Here is a 16,654-nt window from a genome sequence, read left to right as displayed (position 1 = left end):
CGAGTTGACTCATGCGGCTGAAAGGGCCTTCCTGTTCGACGAAGCAGTGCTTGAGTCCGGCCTGGTCCGCCGCCGCGAGGATCGGCTTGTAGTCGAGCGTGCCGCGCCCGAGCTCCGCGCCGGGGTAATCCTTGTCGGCATGGGAGGCCAGGAAATCCTTGGCATGCATCAACGGAATACGGCCTGCGTTGGCCTTGAAAATGTCGGCCGGATGCTTGCCGCCGATATGCACCCAGCCGCAGTCGAGCTCGAACTTGACCAGCTGCGGGTCGGTTTCCTTGAGCAGCACGTCGTAGAAGGTCTGGCCGCCGCCAACGTCGGTAAATTCAAGATGATGATTGTGGTAGGCGTATTGCAGCCCGGCCTGCTTGGCCTTGGTGCCGATCTGGTTGGCGAACGCGGCTGTGCGCTTGGCCTCGTCGAGAGAGTAGGTGGGTTGTCCCTTGGCTTTGCCGTCCATCTTCTGCATGACGGAGGGCAGCATGCTGCTGACCAGATACTGCGCTCCAAGTGTGTGTGCGGCTTCGATGCCGGGTTCGATGCCGAGACTGTCGAAGTGCAGGCTGGGGCAGCCAAGGCCAGCTTCGTTCAATTGATCGCGCAGCGTCTTGGCCGTACCGATGACAATCGCCTCGATCTCGCTGTAGCCGATCGCTTTAAGCGTCTTAAGTGTGCCGATCGGGTCGTCCTGATAGGCCTTGAGCACCATATAAAGCTGGATGCCAAGTGGTTTGCCCTGCGTGGCGGCGAAGAGTTGTCCGGGCATGCTGGAGGCTAGCCACGCGGTGGCGCCGCAAAGCGCGGATCGAGCAAGGAACTGCCTGCGAGTCATCATCATGTCGGTCTTTCTCGGGCGGTCAGGTTGAGGCTGGCGAAGGTGAGGTGCGGGATCAATCGGCGACAGCGACGGGATTGCCGACGCTGCCTTTGCGGTCTTTGAACATCAGTACGAACAGCACCAGGACGAGTGCGGCGCAGGCGCCGGCGATCAACCAGATCGCGCGCCAGTCGTGGACGCCCGTGGTGGCATAGGTGTCCACCACCAGTCCCGACATCCAGGAGCCGACGAACATGCCCAGGCCGTAGGTCAGAAAAGTGATCAGGCCCTGCGTTGCTGCGCGCAAAGCAGACGGCGCTTCGCGGTCGATATAGATCTGGCCGACGACGAAGAAAAAGTCGAAGCAGATGCCGTGCAGGATGATGCCAAGCCAGAGCATCCACATCAGCTCGCCGGTGCCGCCGAAGGCAAACATGACGTAGCGCAGCACCCAGGCCAGCATGCCGACGGCGAGCATGTATTTCACCCCCAGGCGGCGGAAGAACCAGGGGATCAGCAGCATGCAGAGAATCTCCGACATCTGCCCGCCGGTCATTTTGCCTGCGGCGTTGACCACGCCGATTTCATTGAGAAAGAGGTTGGTGAACGCGTAGTAGAACTGCAGCGGGATGCAGATCAGGAACGAGGCCAGAGCGAACACCGCCATCGAGCGATCGCGCAGCAAGTGCAGTGATTCGAGCGGCAGCGCATGACGCAGTTCAAAACGCTGGTTGCGCGCGAGTGGTGGCGTCGACGGCAGGGTGAAGCAATAACCCGCCATGACGACCGATAGCGCCGCGGCCAAATGCAGGGGCGATGCGGTGGCTTCCACACCCCAGGCGCCGACGATCAGGCCAACCACGATCCAGCCGATGGTGCCGAAAACGCGGATGGCGCCAAATTCCTCCTGTGGATCTTTGATGTGCCGCATCGCGAGCGAGGTGGTCAGCGCCAAGGTCGGCATATAGCAGAGGCTGTAAGCCAGCAACGCGGCATACAGTACCGAGAACGACCGCTGTTGCGCGGCGATGACCAGCAATACCGCGCCGATGACGTGCAATGCGACAAGCACGCGGCGTGTATCGAACAGACGATCAGCGAGCAGCCCGACGAATAGCGGCGAAATCATGGCGCCGATGGCCGTAGTGCCTGCGATGGCGCCAATCTCCTGGCCGCTGAAGTGCAGCGTTTTGCCAAGCCAGGTGCCGACCGTGACATACCATGCACCCCAGATCGCATATTCGAACAACATCATCAGCCGTAGACGCCACTTCATCGCCGTGCTCCCCTTTTGCGTGATGGTTCGAGGTGGTCCTCGACGTTTTGCCAGACGCCGGCGGCGGCATGGCTCTTAAGCATGGCCTCGACCAACAGACTGCTGCGATAGCCATCGGCGAAGGTCGGCAACGCGGCAGGCTTGGTCGCTGACGTGCCGCCACGGCGTATCCACGCATAGGCATCGGCCATCAGGTTGCGGAAAGCGTCACTCCAGGCTTCTGGATGGCCGGCGGGCAGATGGGCATAACCGCGCGCGGAGGGGGCCAGCAGCGCCGGGTCTCGTGCAAGCAAGGTGTTCGGTTGCGCGTGATGGCCGATCCATAATTCGTTGGGTTTTTCTTGTTGCCAGGCGAGGGAGGCTAGGCGACCGTTCACTTCCAGGCGCAGGTCGTTCTTGTGACCGGGAAGTACCTGGCCGACCGTGACGCAACCGCGAGCGCCGTTGTCGAAGCGCAAGAGCACACTGGCCAGATCTTCACTAATGATCTTGACCTCGCGCTGTTGCGTTGACTTCGCCTTGGCAAAGGCCTGGGTCGGTGCGGCGGGGGCATGCCGGATCGGCACGGCGGTGTGCAGGTCGGCCAGCACGGCGGTGATCCGCGCGCCGGTCACGTGCTCGGCCAGATCGCACCAGTGCGAGCCGATGTCGCCGAGCGCAGAACTGGCGCCGCCTAGCTGCGGATCGAGACGCCACGAATAAGTCTGCTCGTCGGTCAGCCAATCTTGCAGATAACAGCCATGCACGAACACCGCTGCGCCGAGTTTGCCCTTGGCAATCATCGCGCGCGCTTGCTGGATGAGCGCGTGGCTGCGGTAGTTGAACGTGACGACATGGGCCACGCCGGCCTCACGCGCGGCCTGGTAAAGCTCGCGGCTTTCCTGTGCATTGCTTGCCAGCGGTTTGTCGGAGATCACGTGCTTGCCGGCACGCAGCGCCGCCAGCGAGATCTCCCGGTGCAGGTAATTAGGCGTGGTGTTGTGAACGACTTGCACCGCGGGGTCGGCCAGCAGCTCCTGATAGCTTGCGTAGGCGCGTCCGGCGTTGAGCTCGCGCGCCCTTTTTTTTGCCGAGTCGAAACTGGAGCCGGCGATGCCGATGATCTCAACATCGCCCAGGCGGCGTACCGCATCGAGATGATGTGCAGCGATGAAGCCGGGGCCGACCAGCCCCATGCCAAGGTTCTTCATCGATCGACCTTCCCGCAAGGGCGCTTTGCGGAGTATTCAAGCCGCGGGTTCAGCAGGGCGTCGTCACCAGGACGGAGCGGAAACGCAGCCGCCACGCTTGAGGCTGCACTGGTACTGCTCGATACGGACTGGCCGGTCACTCCCCCTCCGATACACATGCTGTCATGAGAAAAATGTATTCGATTACATTTACGCAAAAACGGAAGCTTTATTGCCTGATCCTGGCGACGTGCGATGCTGCCTTGCTTGGCGATCCCCTAGGCGAATAACGCCTAAATCGTGGCAAGCTATGTAGCAGATGTGCGAACGTCGATGCAACGATTTCATGTAATCCATTACATTGCGCTGCACAAATATGCATGCGGGTAACGACTTGGATATTTCGTTCTCAGGCGCTTGCCGATCGGGGGGCGGGTGGTATCGTCCAGATAATGGCAGCGATAAGGGAGTCTGAAGCGCGTGAGTGCAGTGGGATCCAAGGACAAAGGGCAGGGCGCCAAAGGCAAGTCTACGAAGGCCGCGCCGCAGCAAAACCGCGTCAGGACGGTCAAGGAAATTGCCGCCATTGCCAAGGTTTCGGTGGCGACTGTGTCGCGCGCCCTGCAGCGGCCCGAGGTCGTCAGCGAAGCCACACGCCTGCGCATTCACGAAGTCGTCAAGCGCCTGGGCTACACCCCCAATGCACTGGCGCGCAATTTGCGTACGGCGCGCACGCGCCTGATCGTGGCCTTGGTCCCTGATATCGCCAATCCGTTTTTCTCCGAGGTGATCCGCGGCATCGAGCAGGTGGCGCACGAGACCGGCTATTCGGTGTTGTTGGGAGAAACCCAAAGCAGCCTGGTGCGCGAGCAGGCTTACGCCGATATGGTCGCGGCACGTCAGGCCGACGGCATCATCACCATGTCGCATCGCGTGCCGACGATCCCGATCGATGGCCGCCTGCCGGTGGTCAATGCTTGCGAGTACGTCAAGGACAGCCAGATTTCCAGCGTCTATATCGACAATGTCGTGGCCGCGGGTGCCGCAGTCGATTACCTGGTCATGCTGGGGCATCGCGATATCGCTTTCATCGCCGGTCCGCCGACAAGCCCGATATGCGTGGACCGCGAACGGGGCTACCAGCTGGCCCTGCAGCGGGCGAAGATTCGCCTCAATCCCGCGCTTACCGCCGTGGGCGATTTTTCGATCGAGGCGGGTGAGCGCGCGATTGAAAGGTTGCTGTCACAGGCGCGGTCGTTCAGCGCGGTGTTTTGTTCCAATGACGAAATGGCCATCGGCGCGATGCGTGCGCTGAGCTCGCACGGGCTGCGCGTGCCGGAGGATGTCTCGGTGGTCGGCTTCGACGATATCCGCTTCGCGCGCTATACCACGCCGTCTTTGACTACCGTCGCCCAGCCGAAGAATGCGTTGGGGCGAGAAGCCATGACCATGATGATCGAGCTGCTCAATGATCCGCAGGTACCGCCGCGCAAGCGCGTGCTGTCAGCCGATCTGGTGGTGCGCGGTTCGACCGCGCCACGCACCTCCAAGCGTGGTTAGTGTGCGCTTGCCGGCATTAGCCGCAGCGTACAAAGGCGCCTTACTGCTACGCGGGACCGTCGAGAATTTGAGCCACCCGTTACATGTGAGCGCCCGCGAAAGGGGTACTTAATAATTTACGTTGACGGTAACGGTATCGGAGTAGCTATCGGGTGTGTAGTTGGCGCTGGCGGCCGTCGCGTAGACGGTTAGCGATTGGCTCAAGCCGCTTCCTGTGCCTGATACACCATTGCCTACCGTTGTCGAGGTGGCGGTGTTGCCCCACACCACGCCGCTAGGGCCAGGGGTTGAGCTGAGCTGATAGGGCACCTTATCGGTATTGCCACTGATGGTGCCCGCCATGACGCCGGCGCCGGTGGTGCTGCCATTGGAAGGCGCAAGCCCCACAAAATAAGCTGTGCCATTGGTGCAGGTTGCGCCGAGGGTATTGCTTGCGGTGGTGTTGACGGCGGTGGAAGGGACGGCGCCGAGATTGACGTTGTTCGCCGTCACCAGGCAGGCCTTTTGCACCGTTGCCGATGCGGTAAATGAGGCACTCCCGGCGTTGAGCGTGCGCTGACCGCTGGTGCAAGAGCTTAGCGGCGTGTTGGTATTGAGGGTGTAGGTGCCGCTGACGGTTACTGTCAACGTACTGCTGTAGCTGCCTACTGGGGCGGTCGTCTGTCCGCCAGGTAACTTCGCATAGAACGGTGTCTGGCCGGTTACCGTCGTCGCGAAAAGCAGACCTGCGGGAATGGCGACTGCAATGCCTAGCGGGGTCGGTGTTGCTGGCGTTGCCGTTGAGCCCCATATCTGAGTGGTTGCCGCATCGGCATAGAGCTGGTAGTTCAAGGTGTTACTGCCGCTGCTCAATAAGCGTGGGTTGGCCTGCGCGCCGCCGGTACCGGTGTTGAGGTTGAGGCACATGGCGATATTTGCCTGCGGCGAAAGCAGGATGCCCAGGATGCCCGAGCTGGTGCAGGACCATCCAATCGAGCCGGTGACGTTGACGGTGCCGGTGGTCAAATCGATGGTGCCGAATTGGACGTTATTGATGGTGGGATTGGCGCAGCTAACAGACTGAGCATCAGCCGAGCGCGGCAGGCACAAGCCGCCGATCATCAGCATCAGGATAAACATCATCATGCGTTGACTAAGGCGGCTCATGGTGAAGTGTCCTGACGGCAAAGGAGTGGGCCGATTGCGGGAATGTCGTGGTTGTCGTTGTGATAATCGAAGCTTGTGCGGCAGATGCCGCTGGGTGTGCGCACGATAAGCGTGTTGTGCTTGTCCAGGGTATCCAGATAGACCGCACCCTCGAAACCGATCATCGCGCCATGATCGGCCTGGCCGGCGAGACTTACGCGACTGCCGACGGGTAGTGGCTGGCCGCTGGCATCGTGCAATGTCACTGAGGCGGCACGTATCGGCGTAATGCCAAAACGCACCAAGGTGCCGGCACGGTCGGTGGGCGTGGCGAGCGTCATGACACGATCGATCCGCAGATTGGCGGGAAGGTCCATCGGATCGATGCTGAGATGGTTGTTCTGGTAAGCGTTCAAGGGGCTGACCAAGAGCAGGCCGTGACGGTCGGTCGTGCCGATCAGATTGTTCTCCAGTTTCACCGGCACGCTGGCGATGCCGTCGGTGGATATCACCGCGAAACCATCATTGACATGCCGGGCCGCGAACACGCCGCCGCCCATCAAGACCAGCGCGCCAGTGGCGTTCATATAGCCGTAGCGGGTATCGCCGATGGCGTTGACGCCGACTTCCAACTGGCCGTAGCGGCCCAGATAATCCAGTTCGGCCTGGCCGCCATTCTGGTTATCGCCCTGGCGTACGGACGCGCGCCAGCTGAAGCCTCCCTGGGTAGGTGGCGATTGGCTGGCATTAAGGACAAAGCCGGTGCGGTTGCCATCGCGCTGCACACTGCTGCTGACCGTTATGTTGTGCTCCAGTGCAAGCGTGGCGATCAGAAAGATACTTCGATCGGATGACTTATGCAGATTCTGGTTGAAACTGAGATTCAACGACAACGCTGGCCCTGCTGATTTGAACCAGTACGCGCTGGCGTAGCGTGTGGCATCTTGCTGTGGATACCGAAGATGCAGATAGCTGACGCCGAAACTGCCCCAATGAGCGGTGCTATATCCGGCGATCGCCTGTGCGCTGATGCTTGGCGGCGGTGGCCCATAAAGCGTGGCCACATCACTGTAGTCACCGTGAGTGCGAATGCCACTCACGCCGAAATTGAAGCGGCTATCGCGCCAGCTGTAGCCCAGCGAGTACAGCGAGCCGCTTTTACCGGAATGCTCACTCTGTGCCAGGGATGCGGAGAGCACGCCGCCGGCGCTACCTAGCAGCCATGCGCCACCGCCACCGGCATTGCTCAGTCCGCGGGTGGCTTCGGCATGTGCCTCGACGGTGAAACTGTTGCTGACGCCGTAGCGCCAAGTACCGCTACCGACTGGATCATGGCCGTAACTGAAGGAGTTCAAGCCATAGTTTTCGCGAACAACGCCGAATTCCACCGACCAGTCGGACAGGCCTTGCTTAAGCAGCTGATGTTCGTCGTACAGTGAAAAATTGAGCGTCGTGGCTCGGCCCAGCGCATCGGTCAGCACCACCTGCGCGTTGCCCGCGCCGCTGATATTAGGAATCGTATTGAGCTGAAACGGGCCCGCTGGCACCTTGCCGCTGTACTGTTGTACGCCGTCAACGTACAGCTGCACATTCGATGGCAGGGTGGCCGAGCCGAGAAAGGCCGGTAGCGGCGCGGTGATCAGATAGGGCTGTAAGGTGAAGTTGGTACCCAGTTGTACACCTGCGATACGGGTGGATCTTGACCATGACAATGCGTCGGTCAGGGTGTCGCCGACGCGAAGCGTCAGCAGGCTGTCCGGGAATGACGTGCTCCAGCTCGTGTCTAGGCGCACCGAGCGGTTCTGCCATTGATTGCCGCTGCGGGTAGCCTGCGAGAGTGCGGTGGTACTGAATACGCCGCTGCTGTTGAATGCACGCAGCTCGGTGAAGGCGCTCAGGCTGCTGCTGTCGTGTTGACCCTGTGTGCCATAGATGTCGTAGTTCAACAGCATGCCGGGGGAGGCGGTGGCACGGGGGCGGCTATTATCGGGTGCGTTGAGCACGGTGGTTCCCAGTTGCAGCATGCGCAACGGCGCGTGGATCGCCGCCGCTTGCTGACTGGCGTCGTAGTTCGCCTGAACACCCTGCAAACTGCTTAGTTGAACCGGATCGGGTGTGCCGGTCGGCAGGGTGAAACCGAGCTCATGCAGGGTTGCTGCGCTGGCCCAGAGCTCGCCGTTGAAATCAGCGAAATGAGCGAGCCCTCCAGGGGCACCATTGAGGGTGACTTCAAGATAAAGGTCCGTGCCGCCGAGACGGGTCACACTATCGCTGCTATCAGTGATCAGCGCGTTATTGGCCGTGTTGCCGGTCGCTGTGGTCCTATCGGCGGCATGGCTGCCGGACACAAGCAAACCTTGCAGCAGGAAGACTTCAGCGAGAGCGATCGGCCAGCGAGAGGTTTTGCGCGGCCTTCTCACCATTGATCATTGCCTCGAGAGTGCCGCCAGGGGCAAACGCCGCGGCGGAGGGCTTCAGCATCCAACGCATAGTGGCGCCCGGTAAAACGTAGCCAAGCAGACCCGGAGTGATTTCTGTGCGATGACCGGTGGTGTCGATGTAACTGAGGGCCGCCAACTGAGCATGGCTGCTGCCGTGGTTGCTTACCTGCAGCATCACTTGTTCGCCCTGACGCTGCAGCTCCCACTGCAATTGCGACGTGGTCGTGATGTTTGCCGCCGGCTCGATGAAGATGGGCACCGAGTAATGCAGTACGAACTGCAGCCCGCGCTTACCTTGCACATCGATCGGAAGCTCGTCGATCGCTAGTCGATAGGCGTCTTCCACGGCGCCGGTGCCGCTGGGTGGTGCCCCGGCCCGGATGACGCGTATCAATTGGCGATCACCGGCAGCGAGCTGCAGCATCGGTGGGCTGATCACCAAGCCGCGCGAGGGAACAAGCTGATCAGCCTGATCGCTCTGGGTCCAGTGGTATACGCGCACCTGCGCGTGCACCACGTTGTCGCCGGTATTGATAAGCCAGAGCCCATCGGCGTTTTGCGTAGCCTTTAGGCTGAGGGTCGTCGGCGCTACCTGCAAACCGCTTGCGCTCGCCCCTCCGGCGGTCAGCAAGCCGGCAAGCAAAACGTTGCGCAGCACATGTCGCAGCCAAATGCGTTTCATGGATGACGATCAGAAATTCACATTGACGGTAACGGTGTCAGCGTAGCTATCAGGTGTGAAGTTGGCGGTAGCCGCGGTGGCATAAACGGTAAGCGATTGCGCTGCGCCACTGCCGGTGCCAGCGACGCCATTGCCGACCGTGGTTGAGGTGGCGGTATTGCCCCATATCGTGCCGGAGGGCCCCGGTGTTGAACTCAGTTGATACGGTACCTTGTCAGTGTTGCCAGGCAAGGCGTCGGCCGTACTCATGGCGCCGCTGCCGGTGGTGGTGCCACCGTTGGCCGCCGAGGGGGCCAGGCCGACGTAATACGGCGTGGTCTTGGAGCAGGTCACGCTGATGGTATTGCTGCCGGTCGTGTTCAGCGCGGTGGAGGCCACGGTGCCCAGATTGATATTGGAGCTGGCACCAGCCGTTACGGTGCAGGCTTTCTGGATCACGATGAGGACTTGGAACGTGGCCGTAGCGGGACTTGCAGCTGAAGCAGAGAGCACGAAGCCGCTAGTGACGAGCATGGTGGTGACGAGCAGGGCTTTTTTGAGCGACATGATAGATCTCCCCCTAATGATGATTTGGGCAGGAACTTCAAATACGGCTCGGACATTGCCTTGTTATTCGAGAAGAGATCGCGAAATTAGGCACAAGATCGCGAAACATAAAATCTTGCGACATTAGCTCGGAAAAAATTAAAGACGCGTAACATTCAAATATGTGAATAATGCGTGATGATGGCTTTAGCGACTCGTAATTTACATCACGTGATTGCCATTTTGAATAGCCGGTGCGCCAGGCTATTGATTATTGGTCACTGCATGGTGCTTTGGAGAGAGAGTACTCCACAAGATCTATGGTATGTAGGCGGTTTTGTTAAATGGAGGTTGATTAAGATCGATCCTATTGAGCTCAAGTCGATGCCATCATTTAATTCGGTTCACGCGTCGATATCTTCACTAATGTCACTGACAACGCGATTCATTGACATTTATTTAGCATGATAAATCTCATGGGTTCTTCGGTTTCAATCATTGAGCGCAAAACATTGCGTGATATGCAGCATATTGCGTGCGCCGGGGTGCCGGTGTCGTATGGCCGGCGATGCGGTGGGCCTACGCCGCCGGAGGTCGCAGCAGGGCGCTGCAGGCGTGATCTCTAGTTCTCAGGCGGCAACAGGGTTCGGCTTGCCTGCTGTCCTATCTGGCGATGCCCGCATGCCGATCAGCCGTCGGCCAGGGTTTTACCTTGCAGCCTTTGATAGGGCGGCGGAGTTCGCGGATTTACGCCTCAAGACGGCTGCCCCCTTCCTAAGCCTTGCTGCTGTCATGGTTATCGGCGTTGCTGACCGGGTTAAGTGATCCCAGCAAGCTAAGGCCTTCGCTGGGGATTGGCATGCTTGACTCTGGATCTAGGTCCAAGGCTTATGCTTGCAGCCATGAATACAGCTCAAGCTTCCCTGACCATCGGTGCCGTCGCCAAGCGCGTCGGCGTGGCCATCGACACGATTCGCTACTACGAGCGCGAAGGCTTGCTGCCTGAGCCGCTGCGGCGAGCCTCGGGTTATCGCAGTTATGACGAGGGCGCGGTACGCCAACTGCGTTTTATCCGGCGTGCCAAGGATCTCGGCTTCACGCTGGAAGAGATTCGCGATTTGCTGGCTTTGTCGGCCGACCGCCACCGCGGCGTGAAGGCGGTGAAGCAGCGCGCACAGCAGCGGCTGGCGGTGATCGATGAGCGAATCGCCGAGCTGACCCGCGTGCGCGATGGCCTTGAGCAGATGATCGAGGCTTGCCCTGGTCATGGCTCGCCCGAGCAATGTCCGATCTTGCGCGCCCTGGTGGCGGACGAATCGCCGCTGTAGGAGCGCACACCGCTCGCCGTTAGACTGCATGGCCCATTCGCCAAGCGTTGGTTATGCCTGACTCTTCAAATCCGCAGCGCGGCGCGGTGCTTGCCTTGCTTAGCGTCATCCTGATCTGGGCCTACAGCTGGATCGTGATGAAGCAGATATTGCAGCATGCCGGGCCCTTTGAGTTCGCTGCGTTGCGCTATGTGCTGGGCGCGGCCTTGTTGTTCGCGGTGTTGTTGGTGACCCGGCAATCACTGCGGCCGCCGCCGTTGTTGCCGACGGCATTGATCGGCTTATGCCAGACCGCTGCTTTCCAGGGGCTGGGGCAATGGGCTTTGGTCGACGGCGGTGCCGGCCATGTGGCTTTACTGGCCTACACCATGCCGTTCTGGGCGGTGTTGCTGGCCTGGGGCATCCTGCGTGAGAAACCCGCGGCGCGACATTGGTTAGGCCTGGGGCTTGCCGCCATCGGCCTGCTTTGCATCATCGAGCCGTGGCATGGTCTGGGCAGCCTGCAAAGCACGCTGTTGGCGATGGGGGCAGGCGGTACCTGGGCGATGGGCACGGTATTGAGCAAGCGCATGTTCCAGCGTCATGCGCCGACACCGCTCAGCCTGACCGCATGGCAAATGCTGTTTGGCGCGCTTGGGCTTTGCGTGGTGGCGTTGTTGGTGCCGCAACGGCCGATCGACTGGAGTCCGGCTTTTATCGCGGGGCTGGCGTACAGCGTGGTGATGGCCTCCAGCGTTGCCTGGGGGCTATGGCTGGTGGTGCTGCGGCAATTGCCGACGGCGCTGGCTAGTTTGTCCAGCCTTGGCGTGCCGATCGTCGGCGTGCTGCTGGCCTGGGCGATCCTGCACGAGCAACCGACGCTGATGGAGGTCGTCGGCATGGCATTGGTGTTGTTGGGCTTGGTCGCGGTGAGTGGCGTGCGTTTGCGCCGACGCTGATGTTTCTGCTTTTGAGGTCGTTCCTATGTCGCGTTCGTTAGCCGAATGGTTGGTTTATCAAGAACAAGTCAATGTGCGCAGTATCGAGCTGGGCCTCGATCGGGTACGCGCGGTATGGCAGCGGATGGGCGCGCCGGCGCTGGCGCGGCGGGTGATCACCGTCGGCGGCACCAACGGCAAGGGCTCTACCGTGGCCCTGCTAGAGGCCATGTTGCAGGCAGCTGATCTGCGCGTTGGCTGCTATACCTCGCCGCATCTGCTGCATTACAACGAGCGTGTGCGCATCGATGGGCGCGACGCTGACGACGCCGCCTTGATCGGCAGCTTCGAGCGCATCGAAGCGGCGCGCGCTGAGATTCCGCTGACCTATTTCGAATTCGGCACGCTGGCTGCGCTGGATCTGTTCGCCCGTGCCGGGCTGGATGTCGCGGTGCTGGAGGTCGGGCTGGGCGGTCGCCTGGATGCGGTCAATATCATCGATGCCGACGTCGCCGTCATCACGACGATCGATCTCGATCATATGGATTGGCTGGGCGAGGGGCGTGACAACATCGGTCGCGAGAAAGCCGGCATTGCACGCGCCGGCCGTCCGGTGATCGTGGGCGAGCTCGACCCGCCCCAGGGGTTGCTCGATGCATTGGGTGGCTACGAGGCTTGCGTTGAGCGCGCCGGAGTGGATTTCCAGGTCGAGCGCCAGGCGAGCGGCTGGCATTGGCGGCACCGTGATGGTTTGTCATTGAGCCTGCCGGACCCGGCGCTGGCCGCACCGGTGCAGTATGCCAATGCGGCGGCGGCCATTGCCGCCTTGCACGCACTCGATGGATCGATTTCCGCCATGGCCTTTGCTGGGGCAGTCAGTGCAGGCTTGCTTGCTGTACGCGTGCCGGCCCGACTACAGCTGTTGGGCGGCGATCCGGCATTGATTGTCGACGTCGGACATAACCCGCAAGCGGCGCGCGCCCTGGCTGAATGGCTGGACGCCCAGCCCCGCGGCCGGGTTCACGCCATCTACGGTGCATTGGCTGATAAGGATGTAGAAGCCGTGGTGGCCGCCTTGGGCGCACGCATTGATCACTGGCATCTGGCCGGGCTGGAGCGCGATACCCCGCGCGGGCTTGCCGCAAAGGTGTTGGGCGAGCGGTTGCGGCAGGCGCTGCCGCAGGCTCATGTTGACCTCTATCCCGATGTCGCCACCGCCTTGCATGCGGCACGGGCGGCAGCCCGGCCAGGAGAGCGCGTGCTCGCCTTTGGCTCGTTTTTCGTGGCTGCCGCAGTGCTCGCTGAATCGGATCGCTGAGCGGGGGCGTAGTGACGGGGTGTGTCCGGGTATAATCGCCTCGGTTCGTGCCGCGCTTGTCGCTATTGGAGTCAGTCTTGAAAACACGTCTGCTGGGAGCCGCCGTACTGATCGCATTGGCGGTCCTGTTTGTGCCGATGTTCTTCTCCAGCAGTCCGCCGGCTACCGGCGGGGATCAAACCGTGAGTTTGGCGATACCGCCGGCGCCCGATGGCGACCTGCAAACCAAGACCATGAGCCTGACGCCGGGCACTTCGCCGGTAGCCGCGGGAGCGCCGGCGCCTACGCCAGCCGCATCCGGCAGCACCCGTCCGGCGGCTGGCAGCGACCAACTCGCCACCGTCAATATCGCCTCCAACCGTCCGCGTGATGTGGAAACCGATCCCGGCGCGGGCCAGAAGCCTGCTGCAACCACGGTGACCGCGCCCGGTGCCACGACGCCGACACCCAACCCGATGCAGCCGTTGATTCCGGCGCAGAGCAATTCGAGCAAGAGTGCGGCGGTCAAGACCGAGCGGCCCGTACCCACCAATGTGGCGACGGTTGCCGCAGCCAATACCCCGGCGAACACCACCCCGACTCCGGCCTTGCCGGCAGCAACGGCGGCGCGGGGGCATTTCAAGCTCAACCTGAGTGCGTATGCCTCCGCCGCCAGCGCACAAAGCCTGATGCAACGCGTGCAGGGCCTGGGTTATCCGGTGGCCAGCCGTTCGATCACTCAAGCCGGCAAACAGCTGACCTTGGTGACGGCGGGTCCCTTTGAATCGCGTACGGCGGCAGAGGCTGCGCGGTTGAAGATCACCCAGTCGATCCCTGGCGCACCGGCTCGTTTGGAGGCTGGTGCCAGCACCCCGAGCCAAGATGCCGCAGCCCCGGCGCCGGTGGCAGCCGCTGGCGCAGCGCCTGCCGCGGCCCGTGCGGGCGGTTGGGCGGTGCAGGTGGCGGCGATGGCTAGCCAGGCCGACGCCAATGCCTTGCGTGACAAGCTGCGCGCCAATGGTTTCGACGGTTATGTGGATACGGTGAATGCCAATGGCAAACAGCTATGGCGTGTGCGTGCCGGCCCGCAGACCCAGCGCGACGATGCCGTGCGCATCCGTGACCAGATCAAGACTAAGCTCAGTATCGACGGCAACATTGTTGCCGCTCCGTGATATTGCACCGCCTGATTTCAAATAGAGCCCGATTGAGCAGGTGAATCCATGAACTGGGCTGACTACACCATCATCTGCATACTCGGCCTGTCGGTGCTGATCGGGCTTTGGCGTGGACTGGTTTCCGAGTTGCTGGCGTTGGTGATCTGGAGTGTGGCGTTCTGGGTGGCCTGGACTTTTGGGCCTAGCGTCTCCATGTACTTCGCGCACAGCATCTCGCTGCCATCGGCGCGGGTGTTTGCCGGCTACGGCGCCTGCTTTATCACGGTGCTGATCGGCGGTGCGATTTTGCGATTTATCGTCAAACAGTTGATTTACAGCACGGGTTTATCCGGCACGGATCGCTTGCTTGGCACCGTATTTGGTTTTGCGCGTGGTGTATTGCTGGTTACGCTGATGGTGTTTCTGCTTGGCTTTACCGCCTTCACCCGCGATCCCTGGTGGCGTGAGTCGGCCTTGTTGCCACAGTTCAAGGGCGTAGCGGCGTGGATGGGCGAAAGCATGCCTGAGGGTGTGCGTCATTATCTGCAGTCGCCGCCGGCGTTGCTCGATCACCTACCCGCGATGCCTTCCATGCCTTCTGTGTCTTCCATGCCTTCGATGTCGGCGTTTCCCGCTTTACCCGCGATGCCTGCTTTGCCGGGTGTGTTGCCAGCCATGTTTCCCGGTAGCGGTCCTGCGCCGGCACATAGCGCGCCATCCGTGGACAAGGCCAACGTGGACGATCCGGCGAATCGTGTAAACGATCCCGCATACCGTCAGGGTGGCGGTTAAACAGTTTCTTCTAAATCCGTTTTTATACAGGCTATAACCATGTGCGGAATCATCGGCATTGTCGGTACCACTGAGGTGGCATCGGCGCTTTATGACGGCTTGACCGTGTTGCAGCATCGTGGTCAGGACGCGGCGGGCATTGCCACTGTCGACGGTGCCCGGCTACGTCTGCACAAGGGCAACGGGCTGGTGCGCGACGTATTCGGGCAAGCGGCGATGAGCGGCTTGCGCGGACGTATCGGCATCGGCCATTGCCGTTATCCCACCGCGGGTTCGGAGGGTTCGGCCGAGTCGCAGCCGTTTTACGTGAACTCGCCCTACGGCATCGCGTTCGCGCACAACGGCAACCTGGTCAATACCGAAGCCTTGCGTCGCGAAATGTTCGAGGACGACCGCCGCCACATCAATACCGATTCCGATTCCGAAGTGCTGCTCAATGTGCTGGCGCATGAGCTGCAGATTCAGGACCGGATGGCGCTGACCCCGGACCACATCTTCAAGGCCGTGGCGGGCGTGCATGCGCGTGCGCGTGGCGGCTATGCCTGCCTGTCGTTGTTGCTGGGCTATGGCTTGCTGGCATTCCGCGATCCGAATGGCATCCGTCCGCTGGTATTGGGCGAACGCGTTTCTGCCGAGGGCCGCGAATACGCGGTGGCCTCCGAGTCGGTGGCGTTGGATGTGCTCGGCTTCAAGCGATTGCGCGATGTGGCGCCGGGCGAAGCGGTCTACATCACCATGGATGGCCAGCTGCATACGCGGATGTGCGCGGAAAGCGCCGTGCACGCGCCATGCATCTTCGAGTACGTGTATCTGGCGCGGCCCGATTCGATGATCGAGAACGTGTCGGTCTACAAGGCGCGTTTGCGCATGGGCTACAAGCTGGCCGAGAAGATTCTGCGTGAGCGTCCGGATCATGGCATCGAAGCGGTCATGCCGATTCCCGATACCTCCCGCACCGCGGCCAGTGCGCTGGCTGAGGCGCTGGGTGTGCCGTTCCGCGAGGGTTTCGTCAAGAATCATTACATCGGCCGCACCTTCATCATGCCGGGGCAGGGCGAGCGCGTGAAATCCGTGCGCCGCAAGCTCAACGCGATCGACCTGGAGTTCCGCAAGAAAAACGTCTTGCTGGTCGACGACTCGATCGTCCGTGGCACTACCTCGCGGCAAATCATCCAGATGGCGCGCGATGCGGGTGCCAAGAATGTGTATTTTGCTTCGGCGGCACCGCCGGTGCGCTATCCCAATGTCTACGGTATCGATATGCCGGCGGCGTCCGAGCTGGTTGCGGCGGGTCATAGCATTGCCGAAGTTGAAAAGATTCTCGGCGCCGACTGGCTGATTTATCAGGATCTGTCCGACTTGATCTGGGCGGTGCAGGACGGCAACGAAGAGCTGAAGCACTTCGATACCTCATGCTTCTCGGGTGAGTACGTCACCGGCCTGGATCAGACCTATCTCCAGCAGATTGAAATGCTGCGTTCCGACGATGCGAAAGCTGCGCGGCGCAGTGTTTGATGAGCGCACCACTCTGCACGCAGAGTGGTGCTGCATTGACGCGCTCATAAGAG

Annotated in this window: 14 protein-coding genes; 7 read left to right on the top strand and 7 right to left on the bottom strand. The window is 61.2% G+C overall.

Annotated features, from left to right (window positions below; all coding sequences use genetic code 11):
- The 3 genes from OUZ52_RS13565 to OUZ52_RS13555 all read right to left on the bottom strand — a co-directional run.
- Window positions 1-766 (bottom strand): sugar phosphate isomerase/epimerase family protein (locus OUZ52_RS13565; RefSeq protein WP_266158942.1); only part of this gene is annotated, 766 nt, incomplete at its 3' end.
- Between the two features lie 124 nt (window positions 767-890).
- Window positions 891-2,093 (bottom strand): nucleoside permease, encoded by a 1,203-nt coding sequence (locus OUZ52_RS13560; RefSeq protein ID WP_266158941.1) that lies wholly within the window; start codon window positions 2,091-2,093, stop codon window positions 891-893.
- The gene (locus OUZ52_RS13555; protein ID WP_266158939.1) at window positions 2,090-3,283 is read right to left on the bottom strand and encodes a Gfo/Idh/MocA family protein; all 1,194 of its coding nucleotides are present in this window, start codon (window positions 3,281-3,283) and stop codon (window positions 2,090-2,092) included. Before OUZ52_RS13555 ends, OUZ52_RS13560 begins: the two co-directional genes overlap by 4 nt.
- 459 nt (window positions 3,284-3,742) lie before the next feature.
- Between OUZ52_RS13555 and OUZ52_RS13550 the strand changes: the two genes are divergently transcribed.
- On the top strand, window positions 3,743-4,822 hold the full coding sequence (locus OUZ52_RS13550) for a LacI family DNA-binding transcriptional regulator (protein WP_266158938.1): 1,080 nt from the start codon (window positions 3,743-3,745) through the stop codon (window positions 4,820-4,822).
- A gap of 108 nt (window positions 4,823-4,930) precedes the next feature.
- Here OUZ52_RS13550 and OUZ52_RS13545 read toward each other — a convergent pair whose 3' ends face one another.
- From OUZ52_RS13545 to OUZ52_RS13530, 4 genes are read right to left on the bottom strand one after another with little or no spacing between them, the layout of a single operon-like run.
- Complete coding sequence (locus OUZ52_RS13545) at window positions 4,931-5,968, bottom strand: Csu type fimbrial protein (RefSeq protein ID WP_266158937.1); 1,038 nt, start codon at window positions 5,966-5,968, stop codon at window positions 4,931-4,933.
- Entirely contained in the window at window positions 5,965-8,295 is a 2,331-nt protein-coding gene (locus OUZ52_RS13540) for a fimbria/pilus outer membrane usher protein (protein WP_266158936.1), read from the bottom strand. The genes OUZ52_RS13545 and OUZ52_RS13540 overlap by 4 nt, the downstream gene beginning before the upstream one ends.
- Before the next feature lie 25 nt (window positions 8,296-8,320).
- The gene (locus OUZ52_RS13535) at window positions 8,321-9,070 is read right to left on the bottom strand and encodes a fimbrial biogenesis chaperone (protein ID WP_266158935.1); all 750 of its coding nucleotides are present in this window, start codon (window positions 9,068-9,070) and stop codon (window positions 8,321-8,323) included.
- A gap of 9 nt (window positions 9,071-9,079) precedes the next feature.
- Window positions 9,080-9,616 (bottom strand): spore coat protein U domain-containing protein, encoded by a 537-nt coding sequence (locus tag OUZ52_RS13530; protein WP_266158934.1) that lies wholly within the window; start codon window positions 9,614-9,616, stop codon window positions 9,080-9,082.
- Window positions 9,617-10,497: 881 nt separating this feature from the next.
- Between OUZ52_RS13530 and OUZ52_RS13525 the strand changes: the two genes are divergently transcribed.
- From OUZ52_RS13525 to purF, 6 genes are all read left to right on the top strand, one after another.
- Window positions 10,498-10,923 carry a MerR family DNA-binding protein gene (locus tag OUZ52_RS13525; RefSeq protein WP_266158932.1) on the top strand — a complete coding sequence of 142 codons (426 nt, stop codon included), beginning with the start codon at window positions 10,498-10,500 and terminating at the stop codon, window positions 10,921-10,923.
- 53 nt (window positions 10,924-10,976) lie between these two features.
- The gene (locus OUZ52_RS13520) at window positions 10,977-11,861 is read left to right on the top strand and encodes a DMT family transporter (RefSeq protein ID WP_266158931.1); all 885 of its coding nucleotides are present in this window, start codon (window positions 10,977-10,979) and stop codon (window positions 11,859-11,861) included.
- A 25-nt stretch (window positions 11,862-11,886) separates the two neighbouring features.
- Window positions 11,887-13,158 (top strand): bifunctional tetrahydrofolate synthase/dihydrofolate synthase, encoded by a 1,272-nt coding sequence (gene folC / locus OUZ52_RS13515; RefSeq protein ID WP_266158930.1) that lies wholly within the window; start codon window positions 11,887-11,889, stop codon window positions 13,156-13,158.
- Between the two features lie 77 nt (window positions 13,159-13,235).
- On the top strand, window positions 13,236-14,312 hold the full coding sequence (locus OUZ52_RS13510; protein ID WP_266158929.1) for an SPOR domain-containing protein: 1,077 nt from the start codon (window positions 13,236-13,238) through the stop codon (window positions 14,310-14,312).
- A 48-nt stretch (window positions 14,313-14,360) separates the two neighbouring features.
- Window positions 14,361-15,086 carry a CvpA family protein gene (locus OUZ52_RS13505; protein WP_266158928.1) on the top strand — a complete coding sequence of 242 codons (726 nt, stop codon included), beginning with the start codon at window positions 14,361-14,363 and terminating at the stop codon, window positions 15,084-15,086.
- A gap of 39 nt (window positions 15,087-15,125) precedes the next feature.
- The gene (gene purF, locus OUZ52_RS13500) at window positions 15,126-16,601 is read left to right on the top strand and encodes an amidophosphoribosyltransferase (protein ID WP_266158927.1); all 1,476 of its coding nucleotides are present in this window, start codon (window positions 15,126-15,128) and stop codon (window positions 16,599-16,601) included.
- The last annotated feature ends 53 nt before the right edge of the window (window positions 16,602-16,654 follow it).

Origin of the sequence: Dyella silvatica, assembly GCF_026283955.1 — a bacterium.
Taxonomy (GTDB): Bacteria; Pseudomonadota; Gammaproteobacteria; order Xanthomonadales; family Rhodanobacteraceae; genus Dyella_C; species Dyella_C silvatica.
The sequence above is the reverse complement of the archived record's forward strand: the minus strand, read 5'-3'. Positions and strand labels throughout refer to the sequence as shown.